14 protein-coding genes are annotated in these 18,525 nt (G+C 60.5%); 1 reads left to right on the top strand and 13 read right to left on the bottom strand.

What is annotated here, in order from left to right:
* Positions 1–24 precede the first annotated feature (24 nt).
* Both AD669_RS00455 and AD669_RS00450 read right to left on the bottom strand, forming a co-directional pair.
* Entirely contained in the window at positions 25–1,710 is a 1,686-nt protein-coding gene (locus AD669_RS00455) for a VWA domain-containing protein (RefSeq protein WP_053116461.1), read from the bottom strand.
* Positions 1,711–1,798: 88 nt separating this feature from the next.
* Entirely contained in the window at positions 1,799–2,359 is a 561-nt protein-coding gene (locus AD669_RS00450; RefSeq protein WP_053116460.1) for a YbhB/YbcL family Raf kinase inhibitor-like protein, read from the bottom strand.
* Positions 2,360–2,498: 139 nt separating this feature from the next.
* Between AD669_RS00450 and AD669_RS00445 the strand changes: the two genes are divergently transcribed.
* Complete coding sequence (locus AD669_RS00445; protein ID WP_053116459.1) at positions 2,499–4,022, top strand: apoptosis inducing factor family protein; 1,524 nt, start codon at positions 2,499–2,501, stop codon at positions 4,020–4,022.
* Positions 4,023–4,236: 214 nt separating this feature from the next.
* Here the strand turns inward: AD669_RS00445 and pgaD are convergent, their stop codons facing one another.
* The 11 genes from pgaD to AD669_RS00390 form a co-directional block, all read right to left on the bottom strand.
* Positions 4,237–4,770 carry a poly-beta-1,6-N-acetyl-D-glucosamine biosynthesis protein PgaD gene (gene pgaD, locus AD669_RS00440; protein ID WP_053116458.1) on the bottom strand — a complete coding sequence of 178 codons (534 nt, stop codon included), beginning with the start codon at positions 4,768–4,770 and terminating at the stop codon, positions 4,237–4,239.
* Complete coding sequence (gene pgaC, locus AD669_RS00435; protein WP_053116457.1) at positions 4,767–6,122, bottom strand: poly-beta-1,6-N-acetyl-D-glucosamine synthase; 1,356 nt, start codon at positions 6,120–6,122, stop codon at positions 4,767–4,769. The genes pgaD and pgaC overlap by 4 nt, the downstream gene beginning before the upstream one ends.
* A gap of 1 nt (position 6,123) precedes the next feature.
* Positions 6,124–8,121, bottom strand: coding sequence for a poly-beta-1,6-N-acetyl-D-glucosamine N-deacetylase PgaB (gene pgaB, locus AD669_RS00430; RefSeq protein ID WP_053116456.1), 1,998 nt, complete (start codon positions 8,119–8,121; stop codon positions 6,124–6,126).
* Positions 8,122–8,133: 12 nt separating this feature from the next.
* A complete protein-coding gene (pgaA, locus tag AD669_RS00425) occupies positions 8,134–10,614 on the bottom strand; it encodes a poly-beta-1,6 N-acetyl-D-glucosamine export porin PgaA (protein WP_053116455.1) in 2,481 nt (826 codons plus the stop codon).
* A 256-nt stretch (positions 10,615–10,870) separates the two neighbouring features.
* Complete coding sequence (locus AD669_RS00420; RefSeq protein WP_053116454.1) at positions 10,871–12,376, bottom strand: YdgA family protein; 1,506 nt, start codon at positions 12,374–12,376, stop codon at positions 10,871–10,873.
* A 248-nt stretch (positions 12,377–12,624) separates the two neighbouring features.
* Positions 12,625–13,260 (bottom strand): hypothetical protein, encoded by a 636-nt coding sequence (locus AD669_RS00415; protein WP_053116453.1) that lies wholly within the window; start codon positions 13,258–13,260, stop codon positions 12,625–12,627.
* Positions 13,261–13,353: 93 nt separating this feature from the next.
* The gene (locus AD669_RS00410) at positions 13,354–14,796 is read right to left on the bottom strand and encodes an efflux transporter outer membrane subunit (protein ID WP_053116452.1); all 1,443 of its coding nucleotides are present in this window, start codon (positions 14,794–14,796) and stop codon (positions 13,354–13,356) included.
* Positions 14,793–15,695: an HlyD family secretion protein gene (locus AD669_RS00405; protein ID WP_053116451.1), complete on the bottom strand. Its 903-nt coding sequence runs from the start codon at positions 15,693–15,695 to the stop codon at positions 14,793–14,795. The genes AD669_RS00410 and AD669_RS00405 overlap by 4 nt, the downstream gene beginning before the upstream one ends.
* Positions 15,692–15,901, bottom strand: coding sequence for a DUF1656 domain-containing protein (locus AD669_RS00400; protein WP_007917703.1), 210 nt, complete (start codon positions 15,899–15,901; stop codon positions 15,692–15,694). Before AD669_RS00400 ends, AD669_RS00405 begins: the two co-directional genes overlap by 4 nt.
* Complete coding sequence (locus AD669_RS00395; RefSeq protein WP_053116450.1) at positions 15,898–17,961, bottom strand: FUSC family protein; 2,064 nt, start codon at positions 17,959–17,961, stop codon at positions 15,898–15,900. Before AD669_RS00395 ends, AD669_RS00400 begins: the two co-directional genes overlap by 4 nt.
* A complete protein-coding gene (locus AD669_RS00390) occupies positions 17,958–18,386 on the bottom strand; it encodes a MarR family winged helix-turn-helix transcriptional regulator (RefSeq protein WP_008080307.1) in 429 nt (142 codons plus the stop codon). The genes AD669_RS00395 and AD669_RS00390 overlap by 4 nt, the downstream gene beginning before the upstream one ends.
* Positions 18,387–18,525 lie beyond the last annotated feature (139 nt).

Below are 18,525 nucleotides of genomic sequence, written 5' to 3'. Positions count from 1 at the left end.
GATAAAACCCCTCAGACGATTCACTTATTCAATCCGTCGTTCAATGGCCTGCGCATTCGATGCGGTAGAAGTGCGCAGACTCTGCGCCAGCTGCACCAGTTGCACGAACTCGTTGCGCAAGCCGAAACGGTCGTCGCCGCGAGCGCCACGGGCCAGCGTTTCGGTGTCTTTCAGGCTGAAATCGCCGGTGTAACGAGCGTCCTTGAGTTGCTGGGAAAACGCGGCGACCGCAGCGGCAAAACGCAGATCCTCGCTTGCGCTTTTCACCTGATTGGCAATCGGCCGTTCGATCAGCAGACTTTTCCCACCTTCGGGCTGTTGATATCGCACACGCAGCATCGCCAATTCCCCGTTCGCCTCAGAAACCGCTGGCGTCGATTTGCCGTATCGCAACGGCTCCAGCCAACCCTTCTCGCCTGCCGGAACAATTTCGTACAGCGCTGTCACCGTATGGCCTGCACCGATTTCGCCGGCATCGACCTTGTCATTGCTGAAATCCTCACGCTTTAAAGCGCGGTTTTCGTAGCCGAGCAGGCGATATTCGCTGACCTGCGCCGGGTTGAACTCCACCTGCAACTTAACGTTTTTTGCGACCACGGCGAGTGTCGAACCGAGTTGATCGACCAGCACCTTGCGCGCCTCGCGCAGGTTGTCGATGTAGGCATAGTTGCCGTCGCCAGCGTCAGCCAACTGTTCCATCAAGTGTTCATTGTAGTTATCCACCCCAAAACCCAGGGTGGTCAGGGAGATTCCGGTTTTGCGTTTATCCACAGCCATTTGCTTGAGGCTGTCGAAGTCGCTGACGCCGACGTTGAAATCACCGTCGGTGGCCAAGAGGATGCGGTTGATGCCTTCGCCGATGAAGGCCTGTTGCGCCAATGAATAAGCCAGTTCGATGCCTGAAGCGCCTGCGGTCGAGCCGCCAGCGGTCAATTGCTCAATAGCTGTACGAATTTTCGTTTTTTCCCGTCCGGATGTCGGTTCAAGCACCACTCTCGATTCGCCGGCGTAGACCACGAGCGACACGCGATCCTGATCGCGCAATTGATCGACCAGCAATTTCAGCGTGCTTTTCACCATCGGCAAACCTTCACGGCGATCCATCGAGCCGGACACATCGACCAGAAACACCAGATTGGCCGGAGGCAATTCCGCCACCGCGTGATCGGAAGCCTTGATGCCGATGCGCAGCAAGCGCGTGTGCGGGTTCCACGGTGACGCGGCCAGTTCAGTGGTCACGCCAAACTGCGAGCCATCGCTCGGCAGCGTGTAGTCATAAGGGAAGTAATTGACCATTTCCTCGAGCCGCACCGCGCCTTCGGGTGGCAGGCGTCCTTGATTGAGCAAACGGCGAACGTTGGCATAAGCGCCGGTATCGACGTCGGCGCTGAATGTTGAAACCGGGGTTTCGGCGACGCTGTGAATCGGGTTATCGGCCAAGGCCTGATATTGCTCGCGCTGCTCGTCGCGATAGCCTTGTGGATAACTTTCGCTCTGCGGAATGGGCGCGCTGCCCGCGTTGGGCATTTTGTACAACGCGCGTTTAGCCATTGTGCTGTCGGCCATCAGCGCTTCCTGCTGGATCAATTGCGCAGGCTGAGCGGGCGCCGGCACGGCAGCGGATTCCGGGTTGGAGGAAACGCCGCAACCGGCCACCGCCAGCAACACACCAACAGCAACGGGCCGCAAGAAATACACAGGACGGGACATGGAGGCTGACCTCGGGGATGAAATTGATCATTCATCCACTGAGACGGGCCGCCCCTTCAGTTCGGGTTAAACGCCGCTGAGAATATTTTCAGCGGTGATAACGCCGTACCGCACTGCTGTTGCGCAGGACGTGACCTTTGATTTTTTCCATCAGTTCGGCGCGGGTCAGACCAGCCGGCAAGGCGTCCGGGGCGAGATCAAGTGCGTAGATCTGAATGATGTAGTGGTGCGCGCTGTCGCCCACGGGCGGGCATGGGCCCATGTAATGGGTGTTGCCCTTGCTGTTGGTGCCGCCGACGCCTTCGAACGCGGATTTCGCACCGACACCGGCGGCAATCTGATGCGTGGTGGCTTTGATGCCGTAGTGAATCCAGTGATCAACGCCCAGACCTTTCTGGCCGTCCGGATCGTGCATGACGATGGCATAGCTCTGGGTACCCGTCGGGCCGGCGTTCCAGCTCAATGCCGGCGACTGATTCTTGCCGCCGCAACCGGCCGCATCGCTGGCCGCTGCCGAGGTGAACAGACGGTTGTCGGAAACACCCGGGATGCTCAGGGTGAAACGCTCCTGGGCCTGCGCCGGAAACTGCACGCAAAGGGCGACGGCAATGGCCGCCAGCCAAGGGTTGAGAGAGGTCAATCGGGTCATTCCGGGAGCACCTTGTGCAGTTGGGCCGTCGTCGGCTTGCAGACTATAGCTGTACCGTTCGTGCCGTGGCACCAGGAAATCGCTGAACCTCGCACCACGGCGCAAACTCGTAAGAGAAATGCCTGTGAGGAAGCCGATCATGTCCCTGCACCGTGTCGCCCGCTTCGCCGATGTCCCTGAAGACCGTGGCCTGCAAGTTGAAATCGGCGACTGCAAGATCGTTTTGCTTCGTGCTGGAGGCCAACTACGCGCGTTTCAGGGCGAATGCCCACACGCCGGCGCTCCACTGGCTGACGGCGCGTTGTGTCACGGACGGCTGATTTGCCCGTGGCACAAGGCTGCTTTTCGGGCGGAGGACGGCGCGTTGTGCGAGCCACCGGCGCTCGACAGTCTCAAGCGTTATCCATTGGAATTGCGTGGCGATGAGGTTTGGGTCGATGACCAAGCGCTGGCGGATCCGCACACCCCGCCGGCGGACGATTCACGCACTTTCGTGATCGTCGGCGCGGGGGCAGCAGGCACCGCGTGTGCGGCGGCCTTGAGGGAAAAGGGTTTTGGTGGTCGCATCGTGATGATCGACCGCGAACCCGACGCCGGTTACGACCGCACCGTGCTGAGCAAATTTGTCCTCGCCGGGGACATGCCGCCGGCAGAAACACCGCCGCTGCGAGATGTAAGTTTTTATAAAGAGCAGCGCATCGAACGCCTGCAAAGCGAAATCACTGACATCAATGCCGGGACTAAAACCCTGCACCTCAATGACGGCCAAACGTTGAGTTACGACGCCGCAGTATTGGCCACTGGCGGCGAACCCAACCCTCTGGAATTGCTCGGCGCCGACCTGCCGCAAGTTTTCGTCCTGCGCTCAAAAGCCCAGGCCGAACAGATCATGAAAGCGGCCAGCCCCGATCAACGCGCGGTAATCATCGGCGACAGCTTTATCGCCCTCGAATGCGCCTCGGCCCTGCGCCAGCACGGTCTCGACGTCACGGTGCTGGCGCGCCACGAGATACCTTTCGCGGCGCAATTCGGCGAGGCGGTGGGCAAAGCGATCCGCGCGCTGCATGAAGAAAAAGGCGTGAAATTCATCACCGATCATGAGGCGACAGAGATTATTGGCGACGGCAAAGTCGAGGCGGTGCTGCTGGACAACGGACTGCGCATTTCAGCCGATCTGGTACTGGCGGGTATTGGCGTGCACCCGGCGACCGAGGCGTTCGCGTCACTGCCGAGGGAAAAGGATAAATCTTTGCGCGTTGATGACGGCATGCGCGTTACCGAAGGACTGTGGGCGATTGGCGACATCGCCACCTTCCCGCTGCACGGCCAGCCACAACGCATCGAACACTGGCGCCTGGCTCAGCAACATGCGCGCATCGCGGCGGCCAATATGCTTGGCGGCGAGGAGCATTATCTGGACGTGCCGTTTTTCTGGACGTGGCATTTCGGCAAGAATTACGACTACCTCGGACACGCCGAGCATTGGGATGAAGTCGAGTTTCTTGGCGAGCCGGAGCATCCGCCGTTTATTGGGTTGTTCGGCAGAAACGGCATTCTGGTCGCCGCGGTGGCTTGCGAAAAGGAACGAGCGATGGCAATGCTCGCCGAACGCATGAAACAACCGCTGATGATGGAAGAAGCCTGGGCCCTTATCCAGATCTGATCACCGATCCCGTGTCCCGTGTAGGAGCTGCCGAAGGCTGCGATCTTTTGATCTTTAAAATCAAAAGATCGCAGCCTTCGGCAGCTCCTACAGGTGCTTCGAGCTTTGATCGTTCCCACGCTCCAGCGTGGGTATGCAGCCCGTGACGCTCCGCGTCACTGGACGCGGAGCGTCCCAAGAGGCATTCCCACGCTCCAGCGTGGGAACGATCGATTCAGGTAATGCGGTTCACCGGCTCGCGATTTTCATCATCTTCGGCATGCAGAAAGATCACCCGGGGGTGCTCCAGCGGTGCCAGCGGCGCTGGCAGTTCGGCCTGTTTTACTGGCCAGAAATGCGTCACCACATGGCTGATGTCGCCATCCTGATCGTTGTGAATGGTCATCACGCCCGGCGTGCGCAGCTTTTGGAAACGGTCATCGCACAGCTTGAAGCTCTTGCTCAGCCCTTCATCGTCAATCACCGGCGACGGCAATCGACGCTGGGCGAAGCTGCGACTTTTGCGCTGTTGATAGCGCGCCCAAGAAATCAGCACCACCGCGTTGACCAACGCAATCCACATGTAGATCTGCAACGTGCCCAGCGCATCGAACGCCGAGTTGTCGATACGCGGCGCGCCCGCATGCGTTTCGATCAACGGCCACAATCCGCGAATCAGCAGATACAGCAGGCCAACCCACGCCAACACGGTGAGGATCACGTCGATCACTACCAGGAATGGCCGCTGGCGAGTCCGGATGATTTTCATTTGATGACCTCTTCTTCGTCGTCGCCGAGCGGTTTGATGCCCCGGTCAGGGCTGACCCAACGCGCACGTTTCTGATGTTGGCCGAACAGCACTTTCGGAAAACTGACCAGCGTGGTCAGCAGGCTGATGAGCCAGAACACCAATGGATACCAGACCACCCAGAACATGGTCTTGCCCAGACCCGGCTCGTAGCGGCGGTCGATGATGATGCTGACCGCGAACTGCACCAGGCAGACGAAGGCCAACAGCAAACCGGTGAAGGCCGGCGGCATCAAGTGATCCACCGCGATGGCATCAGGCATGACCACGAATTTGCCGACGCCCCAGAAAATCACCGAGAGCAGAAAGGTGAACGCCCAACCGGTCGACAGGCAGTATTCGAACAGCAGCGGCCACAGGTAACGATGGCGGTACTGCCAGATGCCGCGAATGTTTTTGAACAGCACTTCGGCGCCGCCCTGAGCCCAACGGAGACGTTGCTTCCACAAGCCGCCAAGGGTTTCCGGCATGAGAATCCAGCACAGCGCGCGCGGCTCGTAAAAGATGCTCCAGTGATCGAGTTGCAGCTTCCAGCTGATGTCGATGTCTTCGGTGATCATGTCCGGGCTCCAGTAGCCTACCCGGTTCAGCGCGGTACGGCGGAACGCGACGATCACACCGGACACGGTAAAGATCCGCCCGAACACCCGTTGCGTGCGTTTGATCAAACCGATAATCGAGGAGAACTCGCCAACCTGAACCCGCCCGACCAGCGTCGAACGCGTGCGGATCCGTGGGTTACCGGTGACCGCGCCAAGGCGTGCGTTGTCCAGCATCGGCGCAACCAGATAGGCCGCGGTGTTCGGCGCCAGCAGCGCATCACCATCGATACACACCAGATATTCACTGCGCGCGGCAATTGCGCCCATGCGCAGGGCCACAGCCTTGCCCTGGTTTTCCGCCAGGTGAAGAACACGCAGGCGCGGATCTTCCTTAGCCAACGCGTCGAGTACTTGCGCGGTGTTGTCCTTGGAGCCGTCGTTGATCGCGATGACTTCGATGTTCGGGTAATGCTGAGCCAGCGCCGCGTGGATCGTGTCGGCGGCATTGTCACCTTCGTTGTAGCAAGGGATCAGGATCGAGATCAGCGGTTCGCCTTCCAGCGGCGGCGGCAGGGTGTCGTCCTTCCATGGCCAGTGGCGTTCCCAGTGCAGCCAGAAATACAGGCCACCGGCAATCCACAACCCGGACATGAACAGCGGGTAGAAGAACACGAAGTCCATCAGGAACTGCCCGGTCACCAGGAAGATCAGCCCCAGCGGAACGCCGAGGACGATCGCCAGAACAAGCAGGGCTAACAGTCTATCCAGCATGTTATGGATTCCATTTGTTGGAGAGTGCAGGCCTTACGATTTTCAGGTCTGGCAGGTTGTCGAGGAAGTTGTCCGGGTAGTAACCGAAACTGGTCGCGCCCTGACGCTTGAGACGGCCCATCCAGTCCGCCATCACCGCTGCGTCAATGTCGGCCTGGTCTTTTTTCGTCCAGTCCCGCGCCTGCAATTCGAACACGGTGCGATCCAGTGCCCCGGGACGTTTTTTGACGATTTCGACCAGCGCTTCCAGCCACGGCCCGGACTGCGCCTGCGTCTGTTTTTCCATCAATGGCATGGCCATTGGCGCCGTCCAGTCGTAGGTCGCGAGGAAGTCGTCGAGGTTCTGCGCGAACCACGCTTCGCTGGCCGGGTTGATCATCGGCTCGGCGAAAATATTGCGCGCCGTCTGCACCTGCGGGCCACGAATGGCGCGGACTTTGGCGGTCAGCTCGTTAGTGAAATCGATGAGGTATTTGCTCTTGAAACGCGTCCAGCGCTGCATCGCCGCCGGATCATCGCGAAGTGCGGCGATCGAACCCGGCAAGCCGTTGGCGGCGTAGACCTTCAGCGCCTGCGGGCCGGCGTCTTCGAAATCCGAGAGCACCGCATCGTCGTGATAAATAATGCCGTCGACCGAGGTCAGTCGCGCCACGTCTTCGTAGATTTCACCGATGATTCGCCGCACTTCCGGATCGAACGGCGACAGGCGTTTGTACTGATCCGGATCGACCGAAGTCGTACCTGTTTTCGGATCCCAGCGCGTCACCCGCGGCAGTTTCGAATCGAGGCCGAAACTCAGCACTGGCATCCACGCGAAGACTTTCACGTGAGCGCGAGTACGCAGTTGCCAGGCGACGCGGTCGAACAGGTCGGCGCGCACCGGCAAATGACGGTTGGGGAAATACAGCGAATGCACCAGGCCATCGCCCTTCGGATCGGCAAAGGCTTGCAGGAACACCGTGTTGGCACCGAGGTCAGCCATGCGCTGCACCAGTTTGCCGAGGTTGATGTCCTGTTGCGCCGGATCCGGGTCGTAGACGTTGTCCAGATCGACGTGCACCACGCGCATGGCGAAATCGGACTGCACCGCGACGACGCTGTTGGCGAAATGCTCGCCGTCAGGGTCGGAGGCGACGAGGAAGCGCGGGCTGCTCATCAGGTTGTCGAGGGTATCGAGGCCATCATCGAGGGTCAGGGCCATTTCATAGCCCTCCTCACCGACCACGGTCAGCGAAGTACCGTCCGCCGTGCCGTACGGCCAGACCCAGACCCGTGGTTTCTTGCCGGTGACCTTGCGGATTTTCTCCGAGATGTTGTTCACGTCGGTGCGGATCCGCGCCTGGAAATCGGCCTCGGATTCATAACGTTTGGTCACCGGATCGTAGCGACGAGTCGCGGCGGCAGGCTGCAGGTTGCCCTGCGGGTTGGCCAGAATGCCTTTGTGGTTGGCGTCGGTGTGCGCAGCGATTTCCACCAGACCGGATTTCGAGATTTCGCGCACCTGATCCCAGGTGAGGAAGTCGGAACGCGCACGCGGTGTGCCGGCGAAATCCACCGGCTGGTTCAGCGGCGTGTCGATCCAGCTGCCGACTGGCGCCAGCAGCGCATGCCAGTTATAGGCGCGCAACACCGGCAGCACGCGGGTGTAAAAGCTCGAATAGCCGTCGTCGAAGCTGAGCAGAATCGCTTTCGCCGGCAGCTCCGGGCCGCCCTTGCGCGCCGCCATGATCTGGTCGACCGTGACCGGTTTGTAGCCGTTCTCACGCAGCCAGGCGAGTTGTTCGATCATGCGCTCGGTGCGCACCGCTACCACGGCCTGATCGGGATCGCGATCCTCGATATCGTGGTAGGCGATACCGAGTACGTGGTTTTTCGGCCACGGTTTTTCGCTGGCCGCCACCGGGCGCTCGGACGGCGGCGCGAAGGCCGGAGCTTGCTGGGCGCAAGCGCTGATCAACAGCGCTCCCAGCAGAAGGATGAAACGCGAAATCAAAGGCATCTTCAAACTCTTCTAGAAGCGGAAAGTGAGGTCGACGAGCAGACGCAGATCGGTCTCCCGATCACCGTCGTAGGGCCGGTTGATCACACTGAACAAACCGCCCACCTCGAACACGTCGTTCCAGGCATAGCGTTGGCCGTAGCCGAGCAAGGCCATGCCGCCGGTGCCGTGATCACGCTGGCTGTACGTACCCGCGCCGGCCTGGAATTGCTGACTCCAGGACGTTTCGTAGCGGTGGTAGAGGACGTGGTTGACGTTGACCAGCGGCATCACGCTGAAGTCGGATTTCGGGTTGAAGTACGGCACGTCATCGGATTTCGAGTTGTGGCTGGTGCCGACTTCCAGACCGGCATCGACCTGAATGTTCGGCGCGCTGTAAACGCCCTCGCGGCCGGTGAGCAATGCTTCGACGCGGTCGTTGCCGTCGCTGAAGTGCGACGGGCTCACCGACAAGCGCCACTCGCGGCTTTCGTTGGCGCGCCAGCGGATGAAACCGCTGCCGCCGTTGGCCTTGATGTCGCTGTTGAGCGCGCGCAGCGGCGTTTCCGCCGAGAGGTATTCGAGGCTGCCGCCGTACTGCCAGTGGTCGTTGATGTCGCGGGCGATCGCCAGACGCGCGCCCTGTTTGTCGCCGTAGCCGTAATCGTGATTGGAGACTTCGGCTTCGAGGGTCATGTCGCGGGTGCGCCGTTCCAGACCGACACGCTGGAAGCGATGGTTGCCGGTGCCTTCGGCAAAATCACCGGTGGCGTAACCGACGCCCGCAAACACACGCCAATCCTCATCAATCGGCGGGCTGTAAATCGTGCTTTGTATACCGAAATCGCGGCTGCCACTGACGGCACCGGCACCGCTGCTGCCGCCACCGTTGGCCTTGCCGCCGTAGGCTTCGACACGCAGTTCGGACATGTCGTGAACTTCACGCTCACGGGCCAGACGCTGCACTTGGCGGTTGTCCGGATAACGTGCGACGACGTCATCGGTCAGCGCATCCATCTGCCGCCATTCCTGCAATTCCATCGCGGTGTGTGCCTGACCGATTTCCAGGCCCATGTCGCGCGGCACCATGCTCTCGGTTTCCTTGAGCTGCATTTCTGCGCGGCGTGGCCAGTTGCGGGCCAGGTACAAATCGGCCTGGGCCAGACGCAAACCGGTATTGCCCGGCGCCTGATCGACCAACGTCTGCAGGCTTTGTTCGCCGTGGGGCAGATCGGAACTGTAGGTGCCGGCCTGCGCTGCGAGTTGTTGCGCGTCCATCCATTCATCGTTCGGGTTGCCGACTGGCAAGCCCTTTAGCTCGATGCGCGGACGTTGCGATTTGGCGGCGTCTTCGGCGACTTTGCGCGCCTCGTCGGCACGGTCACTTTCCAGTAGCGCGTAATACAGCGCGGTGCTGTCTTCGAGACGGTTGCCGACGTCGGCGTCCGGCGCGGCGAGGACTTGGCGATACAGGTCGGTGGCGATTTCCGGCTCACGCTGATCGAGATAAGACGCCGCGACCCAACGCAATGCGTAGGTCGGAATCTGCACGCCTTCGGCTTGCAGTTTTTGATATTCAGCGATGACGTCGGCGGTGCGCGCGCGGGCCTTGAGCGCGCCCATGCGGTCGATGCGCCAGCGGGTCACGTCTTCCTTGGCGCTGGCGTCCGGCGTCCAGGTGGCGAGGAGTTTGTCGTAGTCAGCCAGCGCACGATCGGCGATGACGTAGCGTTCCTTTTCACTGCGACTGGCCATTTCGGCGAGACGCACACGCTCAGCGGCCAGATCACCTTCGAGGCGACGCAGCGTGACCGGATCAATCAGTCCCGGACGTTGATTAGCCAGGCGCAGCGCCGGTTCTGGCAGACGGGCCTTTTGCAGCGCGACCACATATTCACGGGCAACTTCCGGTTTGTTGCCGGCGCGAATAAAAGCCTGATCGTATTCGAACAGCGCGTCGTACTGTTTGCCCGCGCGATTGAGTGCGTAGCCCAGCGCGAGGCGGCGTGCAGGGTCATCGGGTTTGGCAGCCACCAGCGCTTGGGCGCGCGTCACGGCTTGGTCGGGTTTGCCGCCATCCGCTTGCGTCAGGGCCAGGCCCAGTTGCAGGTCGGCGTTATCCGGCTCCAGCGCGAGGGCCTTGTTGTAGACCTGAGTCGCCTGATCCCAACGCTTGAGATTGCGATAGGCACGCGCGGTGGCGGTCAGTGCCTGCACCGGCAGCACGCGGTCGCGGCCCTGGGTTTCATAGACTTGCACAACTTCAGCGTCGAGCCCGGCCCAACTGGCGATTTGCAGGTGATCGCTGATCTGCCCGGTGGTCGACTGACCCGGCGGCACCTGACGCAACACCGTCAGCGCAGGCGTGTACTGCCCGGCCCGGGCATCGCGCACCATCTGATCATAGGGTGTGTCGGCAAACGCCATGACCGGCCAAAGCAATTGGCTGCACAGCGCGACACGGAACAACGGGCGTAAACCACGATGCAATACGGGAACATCAATACGCGGCATTCGTCAGCATCCTTACATGGCCAGCCGGGTCGCAATGCCCTCCTTGCCCATTCGTAACGGTGGCCGAAACTGACAGCCTCGGCCAAGCTTAGTCAGGCAGTCTTGCACGCAAGCGTAGACCAATATCGAGAACACAATAATTGTTCAGAATCGTCAGAGCGGTTCTGCCAGCACATCAAAAACCCAAACCCCAGACAGCAAAACGCCCGGCGTCTGTGCGGTACAGAGGCCGGGCGTTGCTATTAAGCGCGCAGAATTACTGCACTTGCGTGACGCCGCCGAACTTGCTCATCAGGAAACCGACAAACTGCTCAACGGTCATCTTCTGGCCGTTGAATTCGACCTGATTGGCCGCGTAATGCAGCTTGGTCACGACGTTGCTGCCGTCGACGACGGCCAACTGCGAACCGACCGCCATGCCGGCGAACATGTCGGCCGCTTCCTTGGACTGATCAACGATCGCTTTAGCATCGGTCTGGCCGTCGAGTTGCGCCTGCACGCTGAGCAGATCGATCAGCATCGGCTTCGACACCTGAATGTTCAGGTCGAGCAGCGCGATCAGTTGTTTGGCCAGTTGATCCGGTGGCAGATCCATCGATTGCGGCTTGGTCAGGTCGATGACCAGATTGGCCTTGCTCTCACCGTTGGCGGTGTTGAACGAGAGGTTTTCCAGCGCAAATTGCGGGCCGGCAGCCAGCAGTTTTTGCAGATCGGCTTTGACTTGCGCGTCTTCCGCTTCGGTCAGGTTCAGCTCTGGCGCTGGCAAGCCTTGCGCGGCAGCCTCGGCGGCGGCTTTTTCGTACGGCTGCAGCTTGGTCTGGTAGATCTGCATCAACGACAGGGTCGACGGGATGTCGAGGTTTTTCAGGCTCATGGCCAGGTTCGCCGAGCCGATTTTCTTGTCGTTGAACGACACTTCGCCAATCTTGTAGTCGGCGCGACCGGAGGCGTTGCTGCCGTTTTCTTCGGTGAGGTTCTTCATTTCGAAGTTCTTCACGCCGAGCACCGACTGCTTCGGCCCGAAGGTCGATTTGCTGCTGGTCAGCTCGATGGTGTTTTCGCCGGTGTAGTAGCCGTAGGTGCTTTTGGCGAGGTTGCTGGCCAGTGTCAGACCGTTGAGTTCGATCTGCACCGGCGCCTGATCTTCAGCCACGGTCACCAGTTTCAGGTTATCCATGTAGCCGTTGGCCTTGACCTTCTGCGCCTTGGCGTTGGCGGCGATGTCCATGTTCAGGCCAGAGAATTTCAGGCTCGATTTGTCGTCCAGCGCGGTTTCAAACGGCACCAGTTCGAGGGTGCTGTTGGTCGATTCGTCGTAGCCGATGCTGGTCACGCCTTTGAGCGGCGCGGCGCCTTTGGTGGCGGCAAACCATTTTTCGGTGGCGGCGTTCTTTTCCAGCTCGTAGTTGCTGGTGGCCATGACCGGCAGCCATTTCAGCGACAGCAGACGCGAGAACGGCAGCGGGCCGTGTTCGATGTGGTCAACGAAGAGCAACTCGACCGGCGCATCGCCGAACATCTCGCCTTCACCTTTCAGGCGATAGTGCGCGGTGCTGGTGAAGGTGTGGCGATCCAGCGACACCAGTTCCAGCGACGCGGTGCCGTTGGAGCCGGCCATGGCGGTTTGCAGTTCTTTGTTGGCGTTGCTGACGGCGTCGTTCAACACGCCTTCGATTTTGGTCCCGGTGTACCAGGCCCCGCCCACGCTGATCGCACCGATGGCAACAACAATTCCGAGAAGCACGCCTGCTGATTTATTCATGAATGACCTGATCGATTTCCGTGGCTGTGAGTGTGGTCGTCTTCCCTGAACCCGTGACCGGGTTGCGGCTCGACTCCGCTTAATTCAGCGGTGGAGATTAGCACCGGGCGCGGGAAGTGACCCAATGATTAAAGGTGAAAGAGTGTCTATGGACACTCGGGAAAGCAAAAAGATCGCAGCCTGCGGCAGCTCCTACAGGGAAACGCGTTCCAATGTAGGAGCTGCCGCAGGCTGCGATCTTTTGCTGTTCAGGAATACTGAACCTCAATCTCATCCAGCTGATGATCAAAGCTCTTCAGCCGCGCCGTCCACGTATACACCAGCACTTCAAAATCCCGATCAATCACCGCCCCACCCGGCCCATCGGCGCGTGGGTCGCAGAAATCCAGCTGATAACGCTCACGGGCCATGGCCGTGGCGACATCGGAGAGTTCGCGGGCGTTGTTGAGCCAGTGCCAGCCCTCGCCATCAATCTGCTTGTCGAGTTCCAGGCACTGTTTTTTCAGCGCTTCGAGGCTTTTTTCCAGCGGTGTGCCGGTGAGTTCGCCCATGACTTCGGCGAACGTTCGGCCCGGTTGCCAGTAGCTGCCCCAGAAATACCGGTCGAACACGGTTTCGACCCGGCGCAGGGCGACTTTGGTGTCCCAGATCAGCACCCGCGTCTTGCCTTGTTCGAGCTGGCGTTTTTTCACCCGCTGAACCTGGATCGACGCCCACGCCACACCGACGATCGCCATGACCGCGATCAGCGCCGTCACGCTGTCGAGAAAGATCATGGCCTTGTCGATCTGGTGGGCCAGCATGATGCCGTAGAAATAGGTGGCCGACAGCAGCACCAACGCTGCAAGGGCGCACCAGAAGCCGAGAGCGTAAGGGTTTTTCATTATTGGTTTCCCCTAGACCAGCGCTAGCAATGTGCGCTGGAAGGGTGCTTTGCACGGGGCGCCCTTCCAACACTTCAAAGCATAGCAACGGCCTCAGGGTTTGCCGGGGCTTGGAGCGTGCGTTCGTCCGCTTTCCCAACCGCCGCCGAGGGCGAGGAACAAATCGATCTGGCTCATCGCAACTTGAGTGTTGGCGGCGGCCAGTTGCGCGGTGACATCGGTGTAGGTGCGGGTCGCTTGCAGATCCGCCAGGAACGACTCGCGGCCGGCCTGGAAGAAGCGGTGCGTCTGGTCGGCGGCGAGTTTCGCCGACTGCTCGGCATCGGCCAGTGCATCGCGGCGTTGCAGCAGCGCGCTGTACTGCGCGAGGCCGGTCTGGGTTTCGCGAATGGCGTTGAGCACCACGCCGTCGAAGTGCGCCAGCGCGCCTTGGGTGGTCGCTTCGGCTTCACGGATGCGCGCACGGGCGCCGTTGGTCGGCACTTTCCAGCTCAGCGACGGGCCGAAACCCCAGCGATTGGTCGACGGATCACCGAGGTCGTCGATGATGCCGACGGTGCCGATGGTCGCGCCGATGCTGATGTCGGGGTACAACTCGCCAGTGGCGACGCCGATTCCGGCAGTCGCGGCGGCCAGACGTCGTTCAGCCTGACGAATGTCCGGACGACGCTTGAGCAGTGCGGCGCCATCACCGACCGGCACCAATTGAGCGATTTTCGGCAGTTCGGCGCAGGTCGCAGTGCCTGCGGGCAATTGATCGACCGGTTTCGCCAGCAGCATCGACAGTCGGAACAATCCGGCCTGACGCGCTGCTTCATAACGCGGCATGTCGGCGCGCAGGGATTTGAATTGGGTTTGCGAACGGGTGACCTGGGTTTCGTCGCCACGGCCGGCGTCGCGCAGACGCTGGATCAGCGTGGTGCCTTGCGATTGCAGGTCGAGGGAATGCTGAGCGATCTCGCGTTCTTCGTTGGCCGCGCAGACTTGCGTGTAAGCGCGAACCACGTCCGCGACCAAGGTGATGCGTGCGGTGTCAGCGGCGGCTTGAGTGGCATCGGCGTTGGCCTTGGCGCCTTCGATGCCGCGCTGCAAGGTGCCCCACAGATCGAATTGGTAAGAAGCGCTGATGCCGATGTCGCCGATATTGGCCACCGGGACTTTTTCCGGCAGCAAAAACGCCTGTCCGGATTCCTGCAAACGCTCGGCGCCCATTTTCACGCCAGCGCTCCAGCCACCGGCCGCTTCGGCTTCATCGACCTGAGCGCGGGCGCGTTGCAAATTAGCCGCCGCAACACGCAGATCGGTGTTGGACGCCATCGCTTGCTGCACCAGTTGATCGAGGCGCGGGTCTTTATACAGTCGCCACCAATCCGCCGGCACCGGCGCCGAGACCACAGGCTTACCGTCGACAGCCAGTTCGCCCTGAAAGTCCTTGCGCTGAACCGCCGAATTCTCAGGCACGTGATAGTCCGGCCCGACCATCTGACACGCCGACAGCATCACGCCCAACCCGGCGATCATCAGGGCCCTGCTCATTGCGCGGGCTCCTGCTTTTTATCGTCGACCTTTGAGTCTTCGATGATCGATACCGTGGCAGTGCGCCCGGCGATCATGCGGAAATCTTCCGGCACGTCATCAAAGGCAATCCGCACTGGAATCCGCTGCGCCAGCCGTACCCAACTGAATGCCGGATTGACGTTCGGCAGCAGGTTGCTGCCGCTGGTGCGGTCGCGGTCTTCGATGCCGGCGACGATGCTTTCGACATGTCCGCGCAATTTCGCACGGTCGCCGATCACACGGATATCCACCGACTGGCCGACATGAATGCCGTCGAGTTTGGTCTCTTCGAAATAGCCGTCGATGTGGAACGAATTGCTGTCGACCACCGACAACACCGGGCGTCCGGCGGTGACGAATTCCTGCGGACGCGGCGCGCGGTCGTTGACGTAGCCGTCGACCGGGCTGCGAATCACCGAGCGATCAAGATTGAGCTGAGCGCTGTCCACCGCAACTGTGGCTTCGGCCAGTGCCGATTGCGCACGGGCCACACGCGACTGGCTTTCTTCCAGTTGCTCGGCCGGCACCAGGTTACCGAGGCCACGGTTACGTTTGGCTTCGCGCTGGGCCTGCGCGAGGGTTTCTTCGCGATCAGCCACAGCCGCTTTGGCCTGACGCAGGGCCAGTTTGAAGCGATCCTGGTCGATGCTGAACAGCACCTGGCCACGCTTGATCAGCTGGTTGTCTTTCACTTCAACCTGCTGGATCAGCCCGGACACGTCCGGGGCGATCTGGATGATGTCGGCGCGAATGTGGCCGTCACGGGTCCACGGCGCGAACATGTAATACATCACCATGCGCCAGACGAGGACAACGGCAAAAGTCACGATCAGCAGGGTCAGTACCACGCGACCGATGGTCAAAAACGGTTTTTTCATGTCATCAGGTATCGACTGAGTGAGTCCACGCCGTACAGAAGTACCGCGTAGAGCGCCACGTTGAACAATGCCCGGTGCCAGACCAGACGGTAAAAGTGCACGCGCGTAAGCACGGCATGCACCAACAAAAACAGCACATAAGTGATGCCCATCAACACCAGCAAGGTCGGCAGGAAAATGCCGCTGATGTCCAGATCACCGATCATAGGGGCGCTCCATCGGGCAGCGGTTCTTCGGGCTCGGCGCTGGAAACGAATTCGACGCCGGGCAGCAACGCCAGACGCAAACCGCTCAAGGCGTGCAACAGGTTTAGCCGGGTTTCATCATCGCCGTGACCATTGAGTGCGCGGCGGGTGCGATCCAGAGTCATCAGCAAAGGCGCAGGCGCCGGCAAGCGTTCGCCGGCCTTGAGGCAAGCGCGGAAATACTCACCGACTTCACTGACCACTTGCTGCAACAAAGCGTTCGGCGCGCCAGTCACCCGTGGCGTGTAGGCGAGCAAATCGAGCAGGTTCAGACCGACGCGCACTTCGCGCATGGCGATGCCGGTGTCCTGCCCGGTGAGGGCCAGACGCGGCAGGTGCTGCATCAGCCGATCGAGCAACTGCACACCCAATTTGCGGTGCTCGGCAAGGTTGGCCGGCTCGGTCATATGGACGATGTCTTTCCAGCTGAAACGGGTCAGGCGTTTCGCTGCCAATTCGGCACCAAACGGCCGCGCCACCAGCGTCCAGATAAACGCGAACAGCAGACCGATCGGCCCCGCCAGGTTGGAGTTCACGAAGGCGAAAAAGTCCGCATCGTAAGCGCCCTGAATACTGATGAACGACGAGGTGTTAACCAGCGTCAGCAGCATGCCGAGGTAGAAGCGCGGCTGCACCGTCAACGTGCCGACGCAGATAAACGGGATGGAAAACGCCAGCACCAGCATCGGGAAGTCGTGCAGGTTGGGCAGAATCAAAAACAGATAAAGGCTGGCGAACAGCACCGACATGCCAGTCCAGAAAAAGAACCGGTAAATTTGCGGCGCCGGGTCGTCCATCGAGGCGAAGAAACTGCACGCCACCGCCGCCAGAATCACCGCGCTGCCGCCGTCCGGCCAGCCGAGCAGAATCCACAGCACCGAGGCGGTGATGATCGCCAGAATGGTCGAGGCCACTGAGTAGAGCATCAGCCCACGGTCGATAAACGGTGTCAGCCGACCCAGTCGCCAATGACGGTAAACCGCGCGCCAGTTATCTTGGCGCTCGCAGACAATCGCGTCCTGCAGGCTGCGGCAGTCCTGCCACAAATCGATGAATTCACCGAGCCGGTAGATCGAGTTGGAGAACAGCAGTTGCCGGCGATCTTCCAGTGCTTCGGCACTCGGTTGCAGGGCTTCGAGCTGATCTTTCAGCGCTTGCCAGCGGTCGAGATTGGCGTCCTGGCGAGCGAGCCATTCGCGGGTCGCGACGAGCAGTGGTTCGAATTTTTCCACCAACTCAGGCGTGCGCCGTTCGAGGGCGTAGAGCGAATCTTCCAGCGCATCGATCACCGGTAATAGATGAATCATGCGTCCGCGCAATTCTTTGGTGTTGCGCACGGTTTGTGGTCGCGAGCCTTCGTGGGGCAACTGGCCGATCATCAATTCGAGGCTGTTGAAGTTGGCGACCATGGCCATGCGCAGCGCGGTGACTTCTTCGGGCTGCACGTCGCGACTGAGGAATTTCAGGCTGTAGGTGGTTGCGTCGGCGAACCACTTGCTCACGGCGTCGTTGAACACCGGCGCCAAGCGGCGCGGCCAGAACATTGCGCCGACCACGGCGGCGACAGCGATGCCGAGGAAAATTTCCTCAGTACGCGCCTCGGCCACGTCCCACACCGCCAGCGGGTTATCCACCACCGGCAAGGCAATCAGCGGCAACGTGTAACCGGCGAGCATCAACGCGTAGCTGTTGGCGGTGCGCAAATGCAGGGACATGAACAACAGAATCCCCGTCCACAGCGCGATGACCACCACCAGCACATACGGGCTCTGCACGAACATCGGCACGAAAAACACCGCCGCTGCCGCACCGAGAAAGGTGCCGATCGCACGGTATAACGCTTTCGAACTGGTCGGCCCGAGGAACGGGCTGGAGACGATGTACACCGTCGCCATCGCCCAATACGGACGTGGCATTTGCATAAGCAAGGCGATGTACAGCGCGATCATCGACGCTGCAAAAGTCCGCACCCCGTAGAACCAGTCCCGGGCCGGCGGAATGCCGGAGAAAAAACCGTTCAAGAATTAACCACCAATGGCGGGTTGGCCGCCTCAAAAGCTCTGAGTACCCGAAGCGTAGCTTCCAGATCGCTCTGGTCGATGCCCTCAAGCACTTCATGACGCAGACGTACCAGTTCGATCTCCACCGCTTGCACCAGTTCACGGCCGGTATCGGTCAGGCTGAGGCACTTGGCGCGGCGATCATGGGCATCTTCGGTACGGCAGACGTAACCCGAATGACACAACTGATCGAGCAGACGCACCAGCGACGGACTCTCCATCCCGGCCGCCTGCGCCACCTGCACCTGCCGTACACCCTCGCCCAAACGCCCGATCATCAAGAGCGGCACGGCGCAGGCTTCGGAGATTCCATAGTTGACCAGCGTGGTCTGGCAGATCTTCCGCCAATGCCTGGCGGCCACCACCATGGCACTGCTGATGTTCATCTGGAGAGCGTCGAGGGAATCGGACACGGGGAAATGCACACTGTTAGTTTGCTAACTATCAATATCGCATTGGAGGGGAATTTCAGTCAAGTTTTGAAACAAATTGCCTATTCGGCGGAGAAAATCTTTCCGAAAAAAA

This window comes from Pseudomonas sp. P1.31 (genome assembly GCF_001269815.1).
Classification (GTDB): Bacteria; Pseudomonadota; Gammaproteobacteria; order Pseudomonadales; family Pseudomonadaceae; genus Aquipseudomonas; species Aquipseudomonas rustica.
The sequence above is the reverse complement of the archived record's forward strand: the minus strand, read 5'-3'. Positions and strand labels throughout refer to the sequence as shown.

Bases quoted from the DNA above. Each gene is read 5' to 3' on its own strand.
- AD669_RS00455 (WP_053116461.1), bottom strand. From the start codon at position 1,710: ATGTCCCGTCCTGTGTATTTCTTGCGGCCCGTTGCTGTTGGTGTGTTG.
- AD669_RS00450 (WP_053116460.1), bottom strand. From the start codon at position 2,359: ATGACCCGATTGACCTCTCTCAACCCTTGGCTGGCGGCCATTGCCGTC.
- AD669_RS00445 (WP_053116459.1), top strand. From the start codon at position 2,499: ATGTCCCTGCACCGTGTCGCCCGCTTCGCCGATGTCCCTGAAGACCGT.
- pgaD (WP_053116458.1), bottom strand. From the start codon at position 4,770: ATGAAAATCATCCGGACTCGCCAGCGGCCATTCCTGGTAGTGATCGAC.
- pgaC (WP_053116457.1), bottom strand. From the start codon at position 6,122: ATGCTGGATAGACTGTTAGCCCTGCTTGTTCTGGCGATCGTCCTCGGC.
- pgaB (WP_053116456.1), bottom strand. From the start codon at position 8,121: ATGCCTTTGATTTCGCGTTTCATCCTTCTGCTGGGAGCGCTGTTGATC.
- pgaA (WP_053116455.1), bottom strand. From the start codon at position 10,614: ATGCCGCGTATTGATGTTCCCGTATTGCATCGTGGTTTACGCCCGTTG.
- AD669_RS00420 (WP_053116454.1), bottom strand. From the start codon at position 12,376: ATGAATAAATCAGCAGGCGTGCTTCTCGGAATTGTTGTTGCCATCGGT.
- AD669_RS00415 (WP_053116453.1), bottom strand. From the start codon at position 13,260: ATGAAAAACCCTTACGCTCTCGGCTTCTGGTGCGCCCTTGCAGCGTTG.
- AD669_RS00410 (WP_053116452.1), bottom strand. From the start codon at position 14,796: ATGAGCAGGGCCCTGATGATCGCCGGGTTGGGCGTGATGCTGTCGGCG.
- AD669_RS00405 (WP_053116451.1), bottom strand. From the start codon at position 15,695: ATGAAAAAACCGTTTTTGACCATCGGTCGCGTGGTACTGACCCTGCTG.
- AD669_RS00400 (WP_007917703.1), bottom strand. From the start codon at position 15,901: ATGATCGGTGATCTGGACATCAGCGGCATTTTCCTGCCGACCTTGCTG.
- AD669_RS00390 (WP_008080307.1), bottom strand. From the start codon at position 18,386: ATGAACATCAGCAGTGCCATGGTGGTGGCCGCCAGGCATTGGCGGAAG.